This window comes from Streptomyces sp. NPDC020490, assembly GCF_044335305.1.
Lineage (GTDB): Bacteria > Actinomycetota > Actinomycetes > Streptomycetales > Streptomycetaceae > Streptomyces.
The window spans coordinates 40670-56009 of record NZ_JBIRUY010000042.1 but is presented as its reverse complement, the minus strand read 5'-3'; the positions used below and the strand labels follow the sequence as shown (position 1 = coordinate 56009).

Genomic DNA, 15340 nt, shown 5'->3' with positions numbered 1-15340 from the left:
GGCTCGGGGTCCGGCTGCTCAACCGGAGGTTCGTCCGCTTCATCACGCAGCCGTGATCCATACTTCGGCGGTTCCGCCCGAACCGGGAGTCAGAGCCACTCCCCCTCCACGGCCGTGGCCGTCAGCCCGGGCGCGGCCGCGTACAGAACCGTGCGCCTGCCGCTCTTCTGGCCGGCATCGTACGCACGCCGCAGGATGTCGAACACGGCTGCGCCGCCGCGGTTGCCGGTCGCGTAGCCGGCCCGGCTGTAGGTCAGCAGCCGCGTCGGCCAGCCCTCCGGCATCGTCTGCTCCATGTACTCCAGCACCCGGGTACCGCCGGGATGGGCGATCAGCAGGTCGGGATGCCAAGGGGGCTCGTCGTCCTGGTGGCGCGCGCGCAGCCACTGCCACATCACGGTGACGGTCTCCTGCACGGCGCGCGGCCCGCGGCGGTCCATCACGAAGTGGACGCCGTCGGCCCGGGTGTCGAGCCGGTGCAGGTCCGCGGTGCCGGGCAGGGTGTGGTGCCAGGTCGCGTCCAGCCGCAGGATCGACTCACTCCGCGGGCGGCCGGTGACCACCGCGGCGACCGCGGTGTCCGCGAACAGCAGCCGGACGATGAGGGATTCCAGCGTGCCGTCGGCGGGCTGGTAGGTGGTGCTCAGCGCTTCCGATATCACCACCAGCACCACCCGGTCGGGGTCCGCGGCGACCAGATCGGCCGCCAGTGCGAGCGACCGTGTCCCCGCGATGCACGCCCACTGGGCGGCCGGCAGCAGCAGCACGTCCCTGCGCAGCGGGAGTCGATTGAACAAGGACAGGTCCAGCCCCGGCAGCGCCGGGGTGGTCGAGTGACTGGTGATCAGGCAGTCGACGTCGGCGGCCTCCAGCCCGGCCGTCTCCAGAGCTCCGCGGGCCGCACGCTCCCCGTACCGCTGCACCGCAGCCCAAGCCGCAGCGGTGCGCTCCTCGATGGTCTGCGGTGCCGGTATCGCCTCCAGCGCGGCGATCACCCGGTCCACCTCCCGGTCGCTGAACCCCTGACGGGCCAGCGCTTCACGGGCCGGGCCGGCGGCGGGAGTTCGCAAGCCGCTCCCACTGCTGGGCGCGACGGCTGCCGCCAGCGGCTGCATCCACCCGCGGGACGCGATCCCGGTGCTCGCGGCGATGCCGTCGATCCGCGGCAACCATGGCGCACTCGGGTGCCGACTCCGTACCTCCGTCAGTATCTGGGTGGTCTCTACGACGTGTTCACCGTGCACCACAGCAGGAGGACATAGATAGGCGCTCACAACACGCCCCCTTCACCACAACACTTGACGGCTTTTTGCGGCCGAGATCCCACAAAACGGAAGATCATGGCCAAGATGCCGTGATGCCACTCTACTTCGCAGAGCGCCCATTGACTCCGGTCGGGTCAGCGGCGGTTCGGCGACGCAGCAGCGTCATGGTCGTGGCGCCGAGGACCAGGGCGCCGAGGCTTGCGCTGATCCATGGCAGGGCGGGAAAGGCGCCGGTGGCGGCCAGTTCCCGGTGCGCGGTCGTGGGGGCTGGTTGACAGTCGTCCGGGGCCTGTCGTCCGGCCAGCCGTGTCCGCATCCACTCCCTGACATCGGAGTAGGCCTGGGCGAGGCGGGCGTCGTGATCGGCGCCCGGGTACGTGCGGTAGTGCACCCTGTCGCCGAGTTCGCACAACTCGTAGTCGAGCCGGTTGGTCGCCGCCGGCATGACGGAGAGGTCCTTGGTGCCCTGGAGCAGCAGGATCGGCCCGGATGAGCGGTGTCGCGCCGGCTCGTTGGTGGCGTAGAAGCGCTGCAGTGCTTGGCTGCGGCTCCAGTCCGGGTTCGTCAGTGCGTGGATGCCGGGGGCCTTGGCCAGGTGGGCGCTGAGCTGATCCAGACACATCTGTCCCGCTTCCGGGATGTGTCGGGCGAGTTCGGCCGAGAGCAGGTTCGCCGGCCTGATGTGCTGGGGGTCGAAGTGGGTGGCGCTCACGGCCTGGTAGAGGAGGTGGGCGGCGGCGTCGGACCAGCCCGGAAACGGCACCCGGATCTGCGGAAGGCTCAGGAGGTCCGCCCCCTCGGCCGCGTCGCTGCCGGGTGCCAGGGCGACCGTCCCGAGGTAGTGCAGCCCGGGGGCCCGTTCGGCGGCCGGCCCAAGGCGGCAGCAGGAACCCTGTCGCCGCGACGGGCGGGCCTGCCATCGGCGTCAGCGGTGCGGTACATGATGCGTTCCGCCCGGGAGGTGGCGGACCCCAGCAGCGATGTCGCCAGGGCCGGAATCTTCTGCGCCTTCAGAATCCCGCCCGGCGCCGCCTTGTCGACGACGGCCTGGTCGGGGTAGTCGTAGAAGGCCTCCTCGCTGTCGTCGGACCGCGGAGCGGCCTGCGGTCCGCGCTCGGCCCCGGTGGCGGACGAGGTGTGGCCGCTGACGCCGCAGCCGGCGGCGCTCGTGGCCAGAGTCAGCAATCCGAGCATGGCTATCGCTTTCCTGCGCATCGGCAGGTACCTCACTCTCCGTCGGTTTCGGCCTGTGCGGGCAGGGGCCGTCGAGTCCGCTGCGGACGCGAAGGGATGTGTCGAGGGGACGGATCGAACGTAGGTCCGCGACAACCGCCCTGCCTGCCAGGACGGGTCATTCGGGTGACCCGCACCGAACTCTCAGCCGTCCCTGGGTATCGGCGCCGCCGGACGGCCCGTCTCACGAGCTCAGAGGCGGGCGGCAGGCGACGGTGGGGCGGGAAGCCGCCGTCCCGGGCGGGCGAGCGGGAAGCAGACCGTCAGCACCGGGGAGAGCAGCAACCCCGGGACCGTCACCAGGAGGCTCGAGCGCAGCCCCCACTCCTGCGCGAGGAATCCGCCGAGCAGCGAGTCGAGCGGGGCCAGCCCCGTGCCGACGAACGTGATCGTCGCGGCCACGCGGCCCCGCATCCCGTCCGGAGTGACGGCCTGCCGGACGGCCATCACCGTGACATTCACCAACTGCCCGCCGGTCCCGAAGAGGAAGTTGACCGCAAGCAGCACGGGAACCGTTGCCGCGGCGGAGCCAGTGCAGTGCGGGCGGCATGTCCTCGATGCTCTGGAGGCCAAGTTCCCCAAGGCCGCCGAGCACTTGGACGCCGCCCGGCACGACCTGCTTGCCTTCGCGGCCTTCCCGCAGGAGCTGGGCGGCAGATCTGGTCGAACAACCCGCAGAAGAGGCTGAACAAGGAGATCCTCCCCCACGGCTGCGCCGCGGGAGGTGCCCCCGGCCGCACCGCCGTCATCCGGCTCGTCGGGCCGTCCTGGCCGAGCAGAACGACGAGTGGACCGAAGCCCGCCGCTACATGGGCCGCGAACTCCTCGCCAAAGCCCGACTCCACCCGATCCCTTGCGGGATCGAAGGACTAAAGCAGAAGATTGCATGAACATGTATCTTGTTGTCAACGCTGCTCGGGAGGAGCCAGTACTCAAGATGACAGTCATCCCTCAGGCGCCCACCGCGTCCTCCGATCAAGCCATGTGGAACAAGGTGCTCACCTTGCATGCACATGTTGAACGCCAGCTCGCCCAGGTGCTGCAGCGCAAGCACGGCATCGGCCTGTCGGAATTTCGCGCCCTGGAATGCCTGGTCCAGGCCGCCGAGGGCGAGTTGCGCATGCAGGATCTGGCGGACAAGGTGGGTCTCGGCCAGAGTTCGGTGACACGCCTGGTCGGCCGGCTGGACACGGCCGGATTCGCCTTCCGGGACCTGTGCCCCGACGACAAACGAGGCGTGTACGCAGTGATCACCGACGAGGGCCGGCAGCGCTACGCCGTCGCCCGCGGCACCTACGGCGAGGTACTGAGCGCGGCACTGAACGCCGCAGGAGCCGTCCCCGAGCTCGCCCGTACCGTCCAGGCGCTGCGCAGCGGCCTCTGACCTGCGCTTTCTTCGACACGCGAGCCCGGCCCTGGCAAGGGGCCGAACGGGAGCCGCCCGGTTCCCCGGGCGGCTCTCGGCGTTTCCCGGCTCCGGCGCGGCAAATGACGGCAGACCCCGGCTCCTGAGGCAAAGCACCCCGCGCGCCTACGACGCCTCGGCCGCACGCCTCTCATGCCTTCGACTGAGCAGTTGATGAAGCGAGACCGTCACACCGCGGGAGTGAACTCTCTCATATTCACCGCAGACGATATATGCTTGACTCTGCATGCATTGCCGATACGGTGCATGACCGAGCGACCGCGGGGCGTAAACGGAGCCGGTTCGATCCGGTGCGCCCCGGGGCTCCGGACGCGACTTTCCGGCACACCTCATGCACCGTCACCCCCTTGGGGCCGCAGATCACTGCTCCCGTCGCATCCGGGATGAACGAGGGGGAAACATGCCACCCTCACGTCTGTGCGCGCTGGCCGCACATGCCCCGGAAGACCAGCGGTAGACACCCCCCTGCCGCCACCACCAGCAGCACGGACCCGCGACCCGGCCCGACCCAACCCGACCCGACCCGACCCGACCCGACCCGACCCGCCGCAGGGCGTGTCCCCCAGCCTGTGCCGGTCACTCCCGACGCTCTCCCCAGCGACATTGACAGCAAGATACATGCTCATGCAAGCTTTATCTGCCTTCGCGAGGGCTCGCGACGCAGCCTGATTGGCGTTATTAACATGCACGTACAAGCAACTTCTGTGGGGGAAGTGCGGCCTGGCCGCTGTTCTTGCCGCCGCCCGGGCCACCGCCGCCCCACGGCGACCCGGCCCCGGACCACGCCGACCCCCACCGGACGAAAGGACCGCCATGCAGTGGCTCTACCTCACCATCGCGGACATCTTCGAAATCGTCGTCGCCATCGCAGCCGGCAAGGCCGAAGGCTTCAAGAACCGCCGGTGGACCGCCGTCACCCTGATCAGCGGTGCGCTCGGGAGCTACTTCCTCAGCAGGGCACTGCTGACCTTCGACGTCGGCGTCGGCTACGCCATCTGGACGTCCATCGCCGGCATCGGCATCACCGTTCTCGGAGTGGTGCTCTTCGGCCAGCGCCTGAACTGGCGCAAGGCCCTCGGCGTCGTCGTCATCATCGCGGGAGTCGTCGGCCTCCAGCTCAGCGGTGCCGCCTAGAAATCCCGCCCACGCCTGATCCGCATCCCCGAAAGGACCCCGGTACATGTCCCGCACCGAGCGCTCCTCCGCCAACTCCTGGCTCATGCTCCTGCTCGCCGGAGGATTCGAAGTCGGCTACGCGCTCTCCATCGGCGGCAGCCACGGCTTCACCCGCCTGTCGTGGTCACTGGTCGCCGTCGTCTTCTTCCTCCTGACCCTCTGGGCACTGAGCGTCGCACTGCGCACCATCGACGTCGGTATCGGCTACGCCGTCTGGGCGGGAATCGGAGCAGCCGGCGCGGCACTGCTCGGCCCGGCCTTCTTCGACGAGACCCTCACCCCGGTCCGGGCCCTGTGGCTCGGCGTCATCATCGCCGGAGTGGTCTGGCTCAAGCTCGCCGACAGGCCGCAGGAACCCCAGGAGGCCGCTGTCAGGCCGCGGGAAGTCCAAGGCGCAGAGCACTGAAGGGTGTCCAGCCCGACAGTCCCCCACCCCGATCTCTTGTGACGGTCCGCCAACGGAGTCCTTGTCCGGAGAACCCGCCCACGGTGCCGTGGCCGGTGGCCGAGCACCGTGGCCGGGCAGCCGGGTACCGAGGACCCGTCGGTGGTGAAGCGGCACACCGAGCGGCGCGCGCTGCCGGCACTCCAGATCTTCCGGCGGCTACGGCTGCATGACCGAGTACGGTGCTCGAACCGACCGGTCTGACCGGCCACTTCGATGCCGTCGTGTGCCACGGTATGGCCCCGGGGCAAGCCCCATCCTGGCCTCGCCCTGCTCGCCGCACGACAGCTGGGCCGAGCCCCCGAAGAGTGCCTCGTGGTGGGCGACGCCGTCGACGACATGCGGATGGCTCACGCGGCGGGCATGGGGGCGATCGGGGTGTCCAACGGGGTCGCGACGGCCGGGCAACTGCTCGACGCGGGAGCGCGGGTGGTGTGCGAAACCGTACCGGCGCTCGGCGAGACGCTGGGGGTTCTCCGGTCTTCTGCGGTGACTGCGCCTCGCGGCTGACCCACTGCGTCGGGCTCGGACCACACCGCGCCACAACATGCACTTCCTCGCCAACACGAAGACACACAAAGGCGGTTGGAAAAAGACATGGCATCACCGACGACACCCGGCATGGCGGCGCCGAAAAGTCCCGTCGCAGGTCTGGTCACGCTGTCCGCGGCCCAGTTCCTCATCGCGCTCGATTTCTCGGTCATCTTCGTGGCCCTGCCCAGCATGGGCTCGGACCTCCGACTGTCCGGCAGCACCATCCAGTGGGTGGTCAGCGCCTACGCCGTCTTCTTCGCCGGATTCCTCATCGTCGGCGGGCGGGCCGCCGACCGTATGGGCGCGCGCAACATGTTCATCGCCGCTCTGCTGCTGTTCGGCGGCGCCTCACTGGCCGGAGGCGTCGCCGGAAATGCTTCCCTGCTGCTGATCGCCCGAGGGGCGCAGGGCGTCGCCGCCGCCACGCTCCAGCCCTCGATCCTGGCCCTGGTGAACACGACCTTCCGGCCGGGACGCGAGCGCACCCGCGCACTCGCCGTCTGGGGAACGGTGGGCGCCAGCGGCCTCGCCGCCGGCGTCGTCATCGGCGGCCTGCTCACCACGGTGTCCTGGCGCTGGACGTTCCTCGTGAACCTGCCGTTCGCTGCCGCGTGCGCGCTGGCCGCGTCGCGGCTGCTGCCCGGCAAGACCGACCGGGGGAAGGCCGTACCCCTCAACGTCCTCAGCGCCGTGCTCTGCACAGCGACCGTGCTCGTCTCGGTGCTGGGACTCACCCTGGCCGCGGATGTCGGCTGGACCGATCCGCTCGCGCTGGGCAGCTTCGTCGCAGCCGTGGTCCTGCTCGCCCTCTTCGTCGCCCGGGAGCGCGGCAGTGCTCAGCCGCTCGTCGAATCCTCGCTGCGGGGCACTCGCACTCTCCTGGTCGGGTGCGGCGCCTCGGCGCTGTACATGGCGAGCGTGGCGGGATCCGAGTTCTACCTGGTCACGCTCCTGCTCCAGGAAGGGCGCGGGTTCGAGCCGCTGGCCGCGGGCATCGCCTTCCTGCCGCTGGCGGTGTGCATCACGCTCGGCAACATGATCGCCGGCCGTCTGATCAACTCACTCGGCGTACAGCGCACGCTGCCGCCGGCCTTCGCCCTCGGAGCGGCCGGCCTCGTGCTGCTCGCCGTTTCAGTGCACAACCACTCGTATCTCGTGGGCCTGCTTCCCGGCCTCCTTGTGAGCGGCATCGGCCACGGCATGATCTACACCTCCATATTCGTCGGCGGGACGCGCGACGTCGCCGACCACAACCAGGGCGTCGCCGGTGCCCTGATGACCACGTCCCAGTACGCAGGCGGCGCATTCGGAGTGGCGGTCCTGGTCATCGTCCTGGGCACCGACCCCGGTGACGGCCGCTTCCTGCCCGCGTTCCTGCTGGCCGCCGCCATCGCGCTCGTCGGGATCGTGTGGTCCTGGGCGGGATTCCGCGCACCCGCGGCCCAGGCCGGAGCGCCGAAGCCGTCCGCGATCGGCGAACCCGCCGCGGCGCCCGAGGAAGAGAGGGCCGGATGACCACCGCGGCCCGGCTGGGCATTCTCGTCATCCACAACGACCCCGTGCCCGAGACGGAAATCTGGGGCATGGCTGCGGCAGGCGTCTCCGTCCACACAGCTCGCTTCGAGCGCCCTCGTGCGGCCGACACGGAGTACGTCGGCAGCCCTGCTCGCGCCTTGGCGTCGTCCGCCGAGGTCGCCCGGGGCCTGGACCACCTGGGCCGGCTGGGCACCGACAGCATTGCCCTGTGTTTCGGATCGAGCAGTTTCTTCTAAGGACCGTCCTTCGATACGGAGTTCGTCGCGGAGGCCGAGTCGCACTCGCACGACACGCCGGCCTACACCGCAGCGGTGGCCTGACGGCCGCGCTGAAAGCCGCCGGTGTCCGTCGGCCACTGGTGATAATGCCTCCCTGGTTCACTCCCCCGGCCTTCGAGGCGACCGAGAGGTACCTCACCGCGGTGGGCATCGAGGGCATCCGCATCGCCCAGGTCGACCTCGGTCCGCAATGGGCGGCCGTTCCCCGGTACAACGCCATCGACAAGGGCGCCCGATGGGTCGTGGATCCGGACGACGTCCGCCGGCAGACACTCGCGGCGTTCAAAGACGCCGAGGACACCGCTCTCGACGGCATCCTTGTCCCGGGCAGCGGGTTCCGCGCTCAGGGTGCGGTGCTGCCGCTTGAGCAGGAGCTGCAGATCCCCGTCATCACGGCGAACCAGTCGGTCCTGTGGTACGGCCTCAACCAGGGAACTCCCGAGCCGCGGCCGGACACGGGACAGTCCCTCCACGGCAGCCTCTTCAACCTCCGCCTTCCGACGGGCGGTTTCCGGTGACGGGAGCGGAGGCCGCCCTGAGGGCCTGTCCGTCGACGCGTCAGGAAACAGGAGGTGAGCCGTGGACCGGTGTCGCGGCGCCGAGGGCTGAAGCGATCACATCGTGGGCCAGGGCCTCGCCTCCGGCGCGGTTCTCCATGAGACGAGCCAGGCCGGCCAGGCCGAGCCAGGGTCTCTGAGAGGGCGTGAAGAACCGCTGGTGCCCCGCTGGCTGCCGCCCACTCCACCCCGTCGAGTGGAAGGAGGCGATGCCCCCACCACCCAGCGACGAAGCCTGACGCGTCGAGCGAATGCCGCGCGACGACCACACGAGCCAACCCGTCCCGGAATCACGCCGCAACCGACTCCACCGTCGTTGAGCGCACACCCGCGCACCACTGCCCCGACAACCCACGACCGAGCACCACGTCACCGACGCCCTTGAACACGAACAGTCACCACCGCCCCCGGCCGCCAGCCGGGGGCTTCGTGCTTCCTGAAGGAGTTCGCCGTGCCCACGTACGAGACCATGCCCCGCTTGACCGGCCGGCCTGGACCGCCTCACGCCCGAACAGCGCCGCGCCTTCCACCGCGCCTTCGTGTCCTGCATGACATCCCGTCAGCCCACGTGCTTGGGCAGCGGCGGCCCAGTTCCTCGGACCGGGTTCGGAGTGAGGCGGCGAGGCTGAGGTCGTCCCCGCGGCTCACGGTCTGGAGCAGTTGGGCATACACAGTCGCTTCGATGCCGAGGCCGACCGGGCTGCCCAAGACGGGGAAGAGGGCGCGGACACCGGCGGGGGCATCAGGCTGCAGCAGCGGGCCACCGTGCAGAAGCTGCGGGACCCGGGCGAGCCAGCGCTCGCCTGGGCCGACTTCAGGAAGCCGGCGGACTTGGCTGGGCTGAGAACCGAGTGGACGTACGACGGCATCCGACCGTATGTTCCGGTGGCCGCGCGCGTCTTGGCACGCGCGCCGGCTCGGATCTCGTCTTCTCAGGGGGACTTCCTCATGACCACGCCCATGCCGACTCCGCCGGGCGCTCCCCCGCCCGGCGCCTGGCCGCGCTCACCGACCGCGCTCGGCCGCGCCACCGCCGTGCTGCTCGGCCTCGTCATCGCCACCGACCTGTTCGCCTGCTACGCGGACCTGCTGGAGATGGACGTCACCGGCGACCTGGCCGACGGCGCCACCGGCGCCGACGTGATCGACCGGGCGGACCACGCGGACGCCCTCTATGGCATCGCCGGCATCGCGCAGGGTGTCGCGCTGGTGGCCACGGCCGTCGTCTACCTGTGCTGGCTGTGGCGGATCCGGGTGAACGCCGAGGTGTTCGACGCCTCCCGGCATCGCATGAAGCGCGGCTGGACCATCGGCGCCTGGTTCTGCCCGGTGGTGAACCTGTGGTTCCCACGCCGGATCGTCGCGGACAGCTGGGACGCCAGCGCTCCCTGGGGCTCACGGACCGGGCACACGCCGGTCAACGCCTGGTGGACGCTGTGGCTCGTCAGCCTCTTCGTGGGCCAGTTCGCCGACCGCAGCTCCCGGCAGGCCGAGACGGCGGACGAACTGCGCGAGGCCGCCGGGACGATGCTGTTCTCCGACTGCCTCGACATCGCGGCCGCGGTCCTCGCCATCGTGGTGGTCGTCCACCTGACCCGGATGCAGGAGCGCAAGGGAATCTGCCGCACGATCGGGTGACTTCTTGACCTGCAGCAGTCCCTGTTGCCGACTACTGGTGACTGAGTCTCAGCGACACTCCGTGTACGCGGCGTGTCGCTGAGACTCAACGCACACTTGGCTCGCGCCCCCGCCCGCGCTGGCGGAGGACCGTCAGAACAGCCCCTTGGCACTGTTGAGGCCGATCTTGACGCGGGTGCCGTACGACCCCTTGCCGTCGCCGGACTGGCGGTAGAGGTTGCCGGCGGTGTCGCGGGCGATCAGGTCGCTCTTGCCGTCGGCGGTGATGTCGCCGACGCCGACCACCACGTTGTAGGAGCCGCCCCAGCTACTGGCGATCTTGACGCGGCCGGCGAAGGTGCCGTCGCCCTTGCCGAAGTAGCGGTACAGGTTGTTGGAGGTGTCCTGGGCGATCAGGTCGCCGATGCCGTCGCCATTGAGGTCACCGGCGCCGACGACCTTCTTGTACGTCTTCCAGTTGGCGTACAGCTTCACGCGGGCGGAGAGGGTGCCGGTGCTGGTGCCCTTGTAGAGGTAGACCGCGCCGGTGGAGGAGTTGCGGGCGATCAGGTCCGGGCGGCCGTCCTTGGTGACGTCACCGGGGTGGGTCAGGACGTCGTACTGCTTCCAGCCGGTCGTGGAGACCGTCTTGTACGGCGTGCCGGCGGCCGACAGCGCGTTGCCGCAGCCCGGCCGGTAGGCGCGCAGGGCGTCGCCGACGCGGACGAGGACGTCGTTGCAGCGGTCGCCGTTGAGGTCGCCGAACGGCACCGCCTTGATGCTCGTCGACCAGCCGCCGCCGGTCTCGCCCCCCGTCAGGTCGCCCCGGCCCGTGCCCAGGAGCCACGTGAGCCTGCCCGAGGTGTCGAGTTGGAGCAGGTCGCCGAAGCCGTCGGAGACGATGTCGGCGCCGCCGCTGAAGTCACGGAAGGCCGGGCGGCCGCCGGCCACCGCGATGGTGCCGGTCCCCAGCGTCGACGCGGTGCCGGAGCCGTACTGGACGGCCTTCAGCGTCCAGGTGAGCCTGCCGTTGACGGCGATCGCGCCGGTGCTGGTCCGGCCGTTCCAGACCGGGGCGATCGTCGTGGCGGAGCCGGGGCTGCCGGTGAGAGTGCGGACGGTCCGCCCCGCGGTGTCCTTGAGCGTGAGCGTCCAGGAGGCGACGGCGGAGTTGGTGGTCCAGGAAGGCGTCCAGGCGGCGCTGGAGGAGGTGGTGCCGTTCAGGAACACCCTCTCCGGGACCGTGCTGTCCGTCACCTTGAGGGTGGGCCAGGCCATGGTGGAGGCCATCACCTCCGTGTCGGAGGAGATGGTGGACGACGGCCCCCAGACCGCGGTGGCGGAGCCGACGGCGTCCGCCGCGATCTCGGTGTGCACCGACCCTACGCCGCCCACCCGGCGCGCGGACGTCCACTCCCCGCCGGCCAGGGTGGACTCCCACACGGACTCGCGCTTCTGGTCGGCGTCGAGCTCGGGCCACAGCACGTGGACCGAGCCGTCGGGGGCGATGACCGCGTCGGACGTGTACTGGGCGTCACCGGAGGACAACGTCCTCGACGCCGACCAGGTGCCGCCGGCGCTGTCGAAGGTGGTGGTCCGTACGGTGCCCGCGCCGGCGGTGGCCCGGTCGGTCCAGACGAGGGTGACATCGCCGTCGGGCCCGACCAGCGGCTCCGGAATCTCGGCGGGCTCGCCGACGGCGGTCGCGGCGGTCTGCGGCCGGCTCCACGCGGAGGCCGCGCCGGCACGACGCATGATCTGGAAGGTGCCGTTCGCGTCCTGCCACACCAGGTGGACCGAGCCGTCCGGGGCGGAGGCCAGCGTGGGAGCGTGGGTGGCCGGGGTGATCTCCTGCGGGGTCGGCCAGGTGTAGGCGTCGAACGGCCTGGTGTTGGTCATCACCCGGTAGTACTGGGAGTTCACGCTCATCCAGTAGGAGACGACGAGCCCGCCCTGTCCGTCGTAGGCGATCTGCGGGTTCCCGACGGTCCCATAGCCGGAGACACCCGCGTAGGTGGCGGCGTTGCTGACCTGCGCCGGGGTGGACCAGGTGCCTTCCCCGACCAGGGTGGCGGCGTACGCCTCGCTCCTGCCGGTCCGCCACACGCGCTGGCTCCACACGGCGGCGATCGTCCCGCCCGGCCCCACGGCGAGGTCGGGGGATTCGAAGTCCGTGCTCTGGTCCGAGGCGATCACCGTGGGTTGCGACCAGGCGGACTGTCCGGCGCCCAGGGTGGCGGAGGCGATGTGGCCGGTCGTGGTCCACACCGCAGCGACCGAACCGTCCGGCCGGGCCGCGAGGCGCGCCTCGCTGACCGTCTCGGAGGCCAGGATCCCGGTGGTCCACGTCTCGCTGTTCGCGGGGCGCGTCGCCCAGTGGAGGACGCCGGTCGTGTACTGGGTCCACACGGCCACGGCGGTGCCGTTCTTGGCGATGACGACGTCGTGAACCTCGGACTTGTAGCCGTACAGCGACACCGGACTGCTCCACGGCGGCTGCACGGTCGCCGCGGCGGCCGGTACGGCCGGGAGCGTGCTGCCCGAGAGGGCGAGCGAGACGGTGACGAGTGCGGCGGCCGCGGAACGACGGCCCGACGGCAGCGCTGATCTGCCCATGTGTGTGAATTCCCTCCCCCGTAGGGGGCGTTCGCCCCCCGATGGGCACCTTAGGGGATTCGTAAGCGAATCGTGAAAGAGTTTGATTGAATGGCGTGCAGGGATGAAGAGGATTCGGCGGCAACCCTTCACGGTCCGGGCACCACTGACAGGGCGTAAACCCGCTCCTGCCCGTAAGAAACCCTCGTGGCAGATGTTTCCACAGCCATGCCGTCCAGGTCAGGGCACAGGCGCGCCGCGGCAGTGATGTGCCGCTTGGACACGGACGGCTGCGCGGTGATGACCGGCACCTGCTCGGGATCGTCGCGCCCGGCCATGAAGACGTACCCGAGGGGCGTGCGCGGACGGCACGCACACCTGGCAGAAAGGCCCCGGTGTGAGCCAGCTGCCGCGATCCCGGCCCGCCCGGTCCGCCCGGTTCCCCTACGAGCCGGGCGGGCCGGGATGGACCGATGGAACGGGACCATGGACACCGGTCCTGGCCTTCTCACCTCGTCGGCTGACGATTGACCCCTGCCAGGACACGCCGGGCAGGGCGGCGCATCCCGTCGACGGGGCCGGCATGAGCGTCGGAGACGACGGGCTGGACGCCGGACAAGGCCCGGGCGACGGGCGGGCGCGCGGGAAGGCGAGCCGGCCCGCACCGTCCTCGGTGATCGCGACGTCCAGGCCAGGGGATCTCCCGGCACCCGTCGGCGTTGACGCCCACTACGGCCAGGGCCTGGACACTGATGATCCGGTCGCCTTCGCGCACCTTCTGGGTCAGGGCGTCGATACGGACGAAGGTGGACGCCGACGTGGACTTGGGTGTCTTCCTGCACGATGACGGGTTCGGCGGTGGCGCTCAGGTCCACGCCGCTCTCCCCGGAGGTGAGGTGGGCGTTCACCTGCTGAGCAGGGCGGCCTGACCGTCCGTCGGGAGAGGGCGTCCATGAACCGATGGGTTGTCGAGGCTGGTTCACCGAAAACCGCGGGCCGTCACCGCAACGGCGTCGATACCCTCACGGACGTGATCCACGAAGGAATGATGGGCATGGACGAGGGCGCTCGCACAACGGCGCGCCTTGGCGATGTACTGAACCGTGCCGGGCGCGTCGTGATCGCCGAGGCATCCCCTGCCAAGGCGGACTCCGCCGGCGTGGCGCGGATCGTGGTGACCGGTGCTGAGATCGCGGACCTTGCGCGGGTCCTGGCTCTTGTGGACGGCGGTACCGGCGACCGGTGCCGGTGCAACGGCTGGCCGACGATCATGGTTCACGACGTCAAGGGAGAGCTGATCGCCTGCTGGACGCTGCACCACCAGTCCAGTCTTCAAGGAATCGGTGACTGCGATGCCGACCTGCGGGACGGTCCGGCAGTCAGCGCATGGCTGGCAGAGCGAGGCCTGACCAGATCGCAGGAGGTTCAGGCTGAGCTGGCGGTGCGAGAGGCCGAGGCGGACCGGCGCCGGCTGCGTTGGCTCCAGGCCGCGCCCGCCGGGTTGCGCGACGCGGCCATGGAGATCTCCAACCCGCCGGGGCGTGACCCTGAAGCCTGGTCAGGTCGCCTGCGCGACGCCAAGGCCCGGCTCGCCGCACGCGTTGAAGACGACTATCCCGACGGGATCGAACGGATCCGCGCCCTGCTGGCATGGGCCGGGGTTCCCGCCAGGGAGTCCACCGGCGGCCTGAAGTGGTACGACATGGCGGTCCAGCATCTGCTGCTCGCCGAGGATGCCGACCTCATCCTCACCGCGCTCGCCACCGGCTCGCCGAGCCCGGCCCAGCTCGACGGCGCGGCCCAGCTCTTCGCATCCCTCGAATGGACCGGAGCACAAGGCAAGCATCTGCCCGAGCCGCTGCGGTCGATGCTGATCGAACACATCCGAGCGGACGGCACTGATCCCATGAGGTTCCGGATGCACCACGGCTACTACGGTGCCGAGCAATCCGCCTGACAGGACACTGTCGGCTCCCAGACAGGTCTCCACCGACTCCCTTCGCCGGCATCGCGCGCTCCGGAGCCGAAGCGCACTGCGCTGCTGTCGCGACCAGCCATCAAGCCATTGTGGTTTCGTGGACGAAGCCCTACAGTCTCGGTCGTAGGGGTTCGTCCACGAAACCACACAGGGGGCATGTGATGGACCACGCTACGCTGCGCGCCGCTGTCGTTGCCGCGCTCGCCGACACCGAAGCTCTCAGCGTCAAGCTCAACGGCCTGCTCGCGCAGATCGATGGAACCGACACCGCTGTCGACCTCGGACGCCAGGGGCTGTGGACGAAGGCTCAGGTAGAGCTGCTGTGGCACAGGGTGAACCACCTCCCCGGGGTTCGGGCGCTCTTCGAGGCCACCGCTGAACGCCCGGGCGAGAAGGTGACCTTCACGGAGATCCTCGAGCGCTCGAAACTTCCTGAGCGTCAGCAGAGCAACGAGCACGCAGCTCTCAGCCGCATCTCCGCGCAACTGTTCAAGGAGAAGCGCTGGCCCATCGAGAACAGCCAAGGCGGCTCCGACAGCACCACGGGCAAGGCCGAGATGCTCTACTGGATGGACAGCCGCGTGGCCGCCTGGTGGCGCGATATCACGCAGTGACGGCTGCGGGCCGCACCCGGTCAGCGCGGTCGAATTCCCTGGCCGGGCAGATGCGCGCAGCGTTGCCGCACGCGAGGTTCCCCGGC

16 protein-coding genes and 2 pseudogenes are annotated in these 15340 nt (G+C 70.1%); 11 read left to right on the top strand and 7 right to left on the bottom strand.

Annotated elements, in window-relative coordinates; genetic code table 11:
• Window positions 1–89 precede the first annotated feature (89 nt).
• From ACH4ZX_RS33750 to ACH4ZX_RS33735, 4 genes and pseudogenes are all read right to left on the bottom strand, one after another.
• The gene (locus tag ACH4ZX_RS33750) at window positions 90–1274 is read right to left on the bottom strand and encodes a type III polyketide synthase (RefSeq protein WP_398281288.1); all 1185 of its coding nucleotides are present in this window, start codon (window positions 1272–1274) and stop codon (window positions 90–92) included.
• Window positions 1275–1365: 91 nt separating this feature from the next.
• Window positions 1366–2028, bottom strand: coding sequence for an alpha/beta hydrolase family protein (locus tag ACH4ZX_RS33745; protein WP_398281285.1), 663 nt, complete (start codon window positions 2026–2028; stop codon window positions 1366–1368).
• 17 nt (window positions 2029–2045) lie between these two features.
• Complete coding sequence (locus ACH4ZX_RS33740) at window positions 2046–2459, bottom strand: hypothetical protein (RefSeq protein WP_398281282.1); 414 nt, start codon at window positions 2457–2459, stop codon at window positions 2046–2048.
• Between the two features lie 231 nt (window positions 2460–2690).
• A pseudogene (locus tag ACH4ZX_RS33735) lies at window positions 2691–3047 on the bottom strand (MFS transporter); the annotation flags it as partial.
• 1 nt (window position 3048) lies between these two features.
• Here ACH4ZX_RS33735 and ACH4ZX_RS33730 point away from each other — a divergent pair.
• The 9 genes and pseudogenes from ACH4ZX_RS33730 to ACH4ZX_RS33690 all read left to right on the top strand — a co-directional run.
• Window positions 3049–3388 (top strand): annotated as a pseudogene (locus tag ACH4ZX_RS33730) (transposase); the annotation flags it as partial.
• 47 nt (window positions 3389–3435) lie between these two features.
• Window positions 3436–3882 carry a MarR family winged helix-turn-helix transcriptional regulator gene (locus ACH4ZX_RS33725; RefSeq protein ID WP_398281279.1) on the top strand — a complete coding sequence of 149 codons (447 nt, stop codon included), beginning with the start codon at window positions 3436–3438 and terminating at the stop codon, window positions 3880–3882.
• Window positions 3883–4737: 855 nt separating this feature from the next.
• Complete coding sequence (locus ACH4ZX_RS33720) at window positions 4738–5058, top strand: DMT family transporter (RefSeq protein WP_398281276.1); 321 nt, start codon at window positions 4738–4740, stop codon at window positions 5056–5058.
• 46 nt (window positions 5059–5104) lie between these two features.
• Window positions 5105–5506 (top strand): DMT family transporter, encoded by a 402-nt coding sequence (locus ACH4ZX_RS33715; protein WP_398281273.1) that lies wholly within the window; start codon window positions 5105–5107, stop codon window positions 5504–5506.
• 255 nt (window positions 5507–5761) lie between these two features.
• The gene (locus tag ACH4ZX_RS33710; RefSeq protein ID WP_398281270.1) at window positions 5762–6055 is read left to right on the top strand and encodes an HAD family hydrolase; all 294 of its coding nucleotides are present in this window, start codon (window positions 5762–5764) and stop codon (window positions 6053–6055) included.
• A gap of 87 nt (window positions 6056–6142) precedes the next feature.
• Window positions 6143–7594 (top strand): MFS transporter, encoded by a 1452-nt coding sequence (locus tag ACH4ZX_RS33705; RefSeq protein ID WP_398281267.1) that lies wholly within the window; start codon window positions 6143–6145, stop codon window positions 7592–7594.
• A complete protein-coding gene (locus ACH4ZX_RS33700; protein WP_398281264.1) occupies window positions 7591–7851 on the top strand; it encodes a hypothetical protein in 261 nt (86 codons plus the stop codon). The genes ACH4ZX_RS33705 and ACH4ZX_RS33700 overlap by 4 nt, the downstream gene beginning before the upstream one ends.
• Before the next feature lie 128 nt (window positions 7852–7979).
• Window positions 7980–8411 (top strand): hypothetical protein, encoded by a 432-nt coding sequence (locus ACH4ZX_RS33695; protein WP_398281261.1) that lies wholly within the window; start codon window positions 7980–7982, stop codon window positions 8409–8411.
• 987 nt (window positions 8412–9398) lie between these two features.
• Window positions 9399–10088, top strand: a complete 690-nt coding sequence (locus ACH4ZX_RS33690) for a DUF4328 domain-containing protein (RefSeq protein WP_398281258.1) — start codon at window positions 9399–9401, stop codon at window positions 10086–10088.
• Between the two features lie 132 nt (window positions 10089–10220).
• Here ACH4ZX_RS33690 and ACH4ZX_RS33685 read toward each other — a convergent pair whose 3' ends face one another.
• From ACH4ZX_RS33685 to ACH4ZX_RS33675, 3 genes are all read right to left on the bottom strand, one after another.
• Window positions 10221–12683, bottom strand: a complete 2463-nt coding sequence (locus ACH4ZX_RS33685; RefSeq protein ID WP_398281255.1) for an FG-GAP-like repeat-containing protein — start codon at window positions 12681–12683, stop codon at window positions 10221–10223.
• A gap of 128 nt (window positions 12684–12811) precedes the next feature.
• A complete protein-coding gene (locus ACH4ZX_RS33680) occupies window positions 12812–13000 on the bottom strand; it encodes a hypothetical protein (RefSeq protein WP_398281252.1) in 189 nt (62 codons plus the stop codon).
• 170 nt (window positions 13001–13170) lie between these two features.
• Window positions 13171–13437 (bottom strand): hypothetical protein, encoded by a 267-nt coding sequence (locus ACH4ZX_RS33675; protein WP_398281249.1) that lies wholly within the window; start codon window positions 13435–13437, stop codon window positions 13171–13173.
• Between the two features lie 177 nt (window positions 13438–13614).
• Here ACH4ZX_RS33675 and ACH4ZX_RS33670 point away from each other — a divergent pair, with 177 nt between their 5' ends.
• Together ACH4ZX_RS33670 and ACH4ZX_RS33665 are read left to right on the top strand one after the other, a co-directional pair.
• Window positions 13615–14619: a hypothetical protein gene (locus ACH4ZX_RS33670; protein ID WP_398281246.1), complete on the top strand. Its 1005-nt coding sequence runs from the start codon at window positions 13615–13617 to the stop codon at window positions 14617–14619.
• Window positions 14620–14801: 182 nt separating this feature from the next.
• On the top strand, window positions 14802–15254 hold the full coding sequence (locus ACH4ZX_RS33665) for a hypothetical protein (RefSeq protein WP_398281243.1): 453 nt from the start codon (window positions 14802–14804) through the stop codon (window positions 15252–15254).
• Window positions 15255–15340: the final 86 nt, after the last annotated feature.